This window comes from Luteitalea sp., from assembly GCF_044337415.1.
GTDB lineage: Bacteria > Acidobacteriota > Vicinamibacteria > Vicinamibacterales > Vicinamibacteraceae > Luteitalea.
This window is the reverse complement of record NZ_JBIINP010000261.1, coordinates 1-5051: the sequence shown is the minus strand read 5'-3', so window position 1 is coordinate 5051 and position 5051 is coordinate 1. Positions and strand designations below refer to the sequence as shown.

General features: G+C 69.6%; 5 protein-coding genes and 1 tRNA gene. 3 read left to right on the top strand and 3 right to left on the bottom strand.

Annotated elements, in window-relative coordinates:
- The first annotated feature begins 457 nt into the window (after positions 1 to 457).
- Positions 458 to 1171, top strand: a complete 714-nt coding sequence (locus ACIRDX_RS20440) for an SGNH/GDSL hydrolase family protein (RefSeq protein WP_396627285.1) — start codon at positions 458 to 460, stop codon at positions 1169 to 1171.
- Between the two features lie 72 nt (positions 1172 to 1243).
- Here ACIRDX_RS20440 and ACIRDX_RS20435 read toward each other — a convergent pair whose 3' ends face one another.
- Together ACIRDX_RS20435 and ACIRDX_RS20430 are read right to left on the bottom strand one after the other, a co-directional pair.
- Positions 1244 to 2344, bottom strand: coding sequence for a metallophosphoesterase (locus ACIRDX_RS20435; RefSeq protein WP_396627284.1), 1101 nt, complete (start codon positions 2342 to 2344; stop codon positions 1244 to 1246).
- Positions 2345 to 2448: 104 nt separating this feature from the next.
- Entirely contained in the window at positions 2449 to 2877 is a 429-nt protein-coding gene (locus ACIRDX_RS20430) for a hypothetical protein (protein WP_396627283.1), read from the bottom strand.
- A gap of 194 nt (positions 2878 to 3071) precedes the next feature.
- Between ACIRDX_RS20430 and ACIRDX_RS20425 the strand changes: the two genes are divergently transcribed.
- Together ACIRDX_RS20425 and ACIRDX_RS20420 are read left to right on the top strand one after the other, a co-directional pair.
- Positions 3072 to 4001 (top strand): DUF808 domain-containing protein, encoded by a 930-nt coding sequence (locus tag ACIRDX_RS20425; RefSeq protein WP_396627282.1) that lies wholly within the window; start codon positions 3072 to 3074, stop codon positions 3999 to 4001.
- An 84-nt stretch (positions 4002 to 4085) separates the two neighbouring features.
- Positions 4086 to 4574, top strand: coding sequence for a hypothetical protein (locus tag ACIRDX_RS20420; protein ID WP_396627281.1), 489 nt, complete (start codon positions 4086 to 4088; stop codon positions 4572 to 4574).
- Between the two features lie 393 nt (positions 4575 to 4967).
- Here ACIRDX_RS20420 and ACIRDX_RS20415 read toward each other — a convergent pair.
- Positions 4968 to 5041, bottom strand: a tRNA-Gln gene (locus ACIRDX_RS20415).
- Positions 5042 to 5051: the final 10 nt, after the last annotated feature.

Below are 5051 nucleotides of genomic sequence, written 5' to 3'. Positions count from 1 at the left end.
GGCGTGGACACGGACGACCTCCTTCACCATGCGCCCGCGTCCGCACGTGGGCTGAAGAAAGTCGACGCTGTGGACTGCGCAGACGTACTCACAGGTGGGCGCGGCCCTTCCCGCGGACGGGTGGCGCCCTGCATGCGCCAGCGCCAGAGTAGACCAGGCGGGAAGAAGGCTCAAGGCTCAAGGCACAGGGTCCTGGCGCTGGGGGCTGGGGGCTCGGAAGACATCGGGGCAGCGCGTCTCGGGGCTCAGGGCTCGAGGTGCGGGCGCTGGGGGCTGGGGGCTCGGAAGCATTGGGGGGCAGCACGGCTCGAGGCTCAGGACTCGAGACGCGGGCGCGGGGGGCTGGGGGCTCGGGCGCATCGGGGCAGCGCATGCCGCTCTCCGGTAGACTGCGCCTGCATCCTTCAGCAGGCACAGAGGCGCTCCAGTCTGCAGGGGCAACGTCGAGGAGACAGGCATGGGTGTCGGGAGGTTCATGACCACCTGGGTGCTGCTGCCCGTGTGCGGCGCATTGGCGGTCCAGACGGCCTCGTTCGGTCAGGTCCCGCAGGCGCCGAGTCCATCGCAGGCACCCGACCCGGCGTTCGCGGCCGTGGCCGACGACCCCTCGCTGCCACGCGTGCTGCTGATCGGTGATTCCATCTCGATCGGCTACACGCTGCCCACCCGGGCGCTGCTGCACGGGAAGGCCAACGTCCACCGGATTGCGATGAACGGCGGCCCGACGATCAACGGCCTCGCGCACATCGACGAGTGGCTGGGCGCCGGTCCGTGGGCGGTCATTCACTTCAACTGGGGCCTGCACGACCTCCGCTTCATGGAGGACGGGAAGCATCAGGTGGCCGTCGACGCCTACGAGGCCAACCTTCGCACGCTCGTGCAGCGATTGCGGCGCACCGGGGCGCGGCTGATCTGGGCGAGCACCACGCCCGTGCCGGACGCGAAGGTGAGTCCACCCCGCAAGAGCAGTGACGTCCTCGTCTACAACGCCGCGGCCCAACGTGTGATGCAGGAGTACGGGATCCCGATCGACGATCTCTACGCGGTCGCACTGCCACGGCTCGGCGAGATCCAGCGCGCCGCCAACGTGCATTTCACCGAGCCGGGCTATGGCGTGCTCGCCGAGCACGTGGCGGCCAGCATCCGGCAGGAGCTCGCTGCGTCACGCTGAGCCAGAAGGCGCAAGGAACGCCGTTCACGTCAATCCAGTGGATGAAGTCGCAGGCGGGAGGCGGCGGGCGTCTCAGGGGGCGACCGGCGGCGCGCTTGCTGCCGGGGGTGGCCACGCTGCGCCGCGCGCCATCCACTCACGCAGCCTGGACTCGGCAGGTTCGAGTGCGAGGGCCTGCGCGAGGTAGGCGCTGATGTCGGGCGAGTTCGGCACCGCGAGAGGCGTGCCCCGGTGTCGCACCGTGACTGTCGCCCCCTGGATCTCCAGCGAGGACGGCGGGCCGCCGTACGCGGGTGAGAGGCCGACGTCATTGAGGATCACCTTGCCACCGAAGCGCGGCAGCACCACGCCGGGCGCCACCGTGTGGCCGATCACGATGCGAGAGACGCCATGCAGGGCCAGCAGGGCGTCGACGTGCGCAACGAGCGTCTCCTCGGGCGCCAACGCGAGTCCGCGATACCAGAGCGGGCCCTCTTCGTCGGTCAGCAGGGGCTCGGTCTCAGGCGTGTCGCTGGCAATCCCCTTCCTGATGCGTTCGTTGATGTCGCTCGCGGACAGCGCCGCGTACTTCGGGCTGATGCCGCCGTGCAGGAAAAGGGTGTCGCCCACCTTGACGACCGTGTCGTGCTGGCGCAGCCAACGGCCGTACTTCCCCTTGGCGCCGAACGCGCGCACCAGTTCCACCCAGCCGCGTGGGTGGGCTGCCATCCACTTCGCCTTGAACGCCGGATCGTCACGCTGGGGAGGCTGCACGCTGGCGGCGTAGACCTGCTCACGCACGTCGTCGGCATCGCCTGATGCGTACGATGCGTACTCCTCGGCCGACACGTAGCGGAGGTCGCCCAGCAGGTTCATCACCTCGTGGTTGCCGAGCAGGGCGTGCACCTGGCCGCCGGCCTTGCGGGCCTGCTTGTCGAGGTCGATGAGCAGGTCCATCACCTTGCGGGACTGCGGCCCGCGATCGACGACGTCGCCGGTCTGCACCAACACCGTGGTGCCGCCGACCCACTTCCGGCGGGCATCGACGACACCAGCGTCCTGCAGGATCGCGACGAAGGTGTCCAGGTCGCCGTGGACGTCACCGATGGCGACGACACGCGGCGGGAGGGGCGCGGCCGACGCGATGACGACGGCGGCGAGGCACGCGATCAGCAGGCGCGCGACGAAGGTCATGCGGTCCAACGTTCCGCCCTTGTCGACCCCGCGTCAAGTGAGGCCTTGCGTCTCGGGTCTCAGGTCTCAGGCGTGACGGCAGGAACGGCTTGCGGGAAGTGCCATCAGACGTCGCTGCCGCGGGGTGCGGTGGCGAGCGTCGCGCGGTGTTGCCACTCGAGCAGCGCCAGGCCGCCGACGAAGGCACCCTCGCCGATGAACTGCATCATCCCGAACACGCTGGCCTCGCCTCGATAGCGCACGACCAGGGCCACGCACACGACAGCCCAGGCCGCGTTGGCGCAGACCAGCAGCACGATGAGGGCCATCGGGCGGTGTGCGCGACGCGCGAGCGAGAACGAGTACGCGCCGTACGCCAGGTTGGCGGCACCGATCACGAGGACCAGGCTGTGCGGCAGCGCGAACAGCCGCGCCAGCCAGGGGCTCAGTGCCAGGAGCAGCACGCCGACGATGGCGGCGGCGATGCAGTCGATCCAGAGCAGCCGTGACTGCCATGGGCGCCCGGGCGGGATCACGCCAGGTTCGATGGTCACCCGTCCATTCTGCCGCACGGCGCGGCCCCAGCGCAGCCGTGGCCGACCGCATGCCGCTATCATGGCCAGGGGGCCGGCGCGACGCTCCGGCCCTGGCACCTGCATATCCGTGCGAATGGACGGGTTCCGGCCGAAAGACCGTACGCGGCGTGGCCGGGGCGACGCGTGATCACTTCAGTCTCATCGGGAGTTCCATGGCATCCGGGTTCTTCGCCCTGCTCGACGACATCGTCACGCTCACGAAACTCGCCGCCAGCTCGCTCGACGACGTCGCGGCGCAGGCACTGACGGCAGGCAAGAAGACCGCCGGCATCGTCATCGACGACGCCGCCGTCACGCCCCGGTATGTGGTCGGCTCCGCCGCGCAGCGCGAGCTGCCGATCATCGCGAAGATCGCGTGGGGCTCGCTCAAGAACAAGACGCTGTATCTGCTGCCCGGCGCGCTGGCCCTCAGTGCGTTCGCGCCCTGGGGCATCACGCCGCTCCTGATGGCCGGCGGCGCGTTCCTGTGCTTCGAGGGCTACGAGAAGGTGCACCACCTGCGGCACCCGCAGCCCGCGAAGGCGACGGTGGCGACCGGGCCGGTCGACGAGGGGAAGACGGTCGCCAACGCGATCCGCACCGACTTCATCCTGTCGGCCGAGATCATGGCGCTCACCCTGGCGTCGGTCACCGCCCCGTCGCTCCTCGGCAAGGCCGCGGTGATGGGCGTGGTGGGTTTGCTCGTGACCGGTGCGGTGTACGGCGTGGTCGCGCTCATCGTCAAGGCAGACGACGCCGGGCTCTATCTCGCGCGCGTGGGCCGGCTTGCCGTGACGCGCTCGCTCGGCGTGGGCATCGTGCGGGCGATGCCGGTGCTGTTGAAGACGTTGTCCTTCGTCGGCATGCTGGCGATGCTCTGGGTGGGCGGCGGCATCATCCTTCACGGGATGGAGGAGTACGGACTCGGCGCGATCCCGCACGCGATTCACGGGTTCGCGTCGCGCGTCGGCGCCGCAGTCGGCCCCGCCTCTGGCGCCGTCACCTGGCTGGTCGATGCCTCGGCCGCCGGTGTGCTGGGCCTGGCGATCGGCTGGGTGGTGGCGCGCGTGGCAGCGCTCTTCGCACCGGCAGGGGCGCACTGAGCGAACGCGGTGCGTTGCAGTGCGGTCCGGCGTGGCCGCTCGGCCTGTGCTGCGTCGGGAATCCCGGTGCTACCGTAGGGGCACATGCGCGCCCGCGCGACGTTCGCCCAGTGGTTCGCTGCCAGCGTGCTCGCCGTTGGAGGAGCCGCACTTGCGGCCTTCGTGTGGCCGCAGATGGGCCGTTCGGACAAGTTACTCGAGTCCGGGGTCCTGACCGAGGCCACGGTGGTGGCCCTCGACCCTGACAGGTGCTCCTACAGCAACCAACGCACGAATGCGGGGTATCCGTGTTTCCGGGCGACCGTCGCATGGAGCCACGAGGGTGTGGCCTATCGCACCACGCTCGGCTTCTACAAGCACGCGAAAGAGTCGCCGATCGGCACCAGGGTCAGGATCATCTTCGAGCCCGATCCGGCGGCGGCGGCAGGTGCCGTCGATCTTCAGATGCGCCACGTGCCCGCCGGGCGTACGTTGCCGCCCTCGGAGCGACCGGTGTATCTGGGGCTGTTGGTCCTGGCCGGACTGCTGTGCCTCCCGCTGGCGACGACCCTGCTCAGGTTTTTGAGGGGCTGACCACCGCACCGGCACCCTCAGACGAGGAGGTCTCGATCTTCCGGGAAGATCGCTGACCGTCGACCTGAAGGTCGACGGCTACGAACCCCCGTTCCCATGGAGAGAGCTCGGACCGGTCCCCGAGCGCGGCGGCACCGCCATCCTCAGACGGGGAGGTCTCGTCTTCCGGGAGGATCGCTGACCGCCGGAGCCGCCTTCGCCAAGGCTCCGGCGCCCAAGCAAGTCCGGCGGCTACGAACTTCCGTGCCCCCGGAGAGAGCCTCACGACCGTCGACAGACCGTCGACATCAAGGGTCACGGCAGGGATTCGAGCGTGGCCGGACGAGCGGGACGCGAGTGCGGACACGCCTGAAGACGTGCCGACCAGACAATCGACGAGCGAAGCGAGGAGATTGGCTGGGAGGCAGGGATTCGAACCCCGATAACCGCGTCCAGAGCGCGGTGTCCTACCGTTGAACGACCTCCCAGCACAGGGCG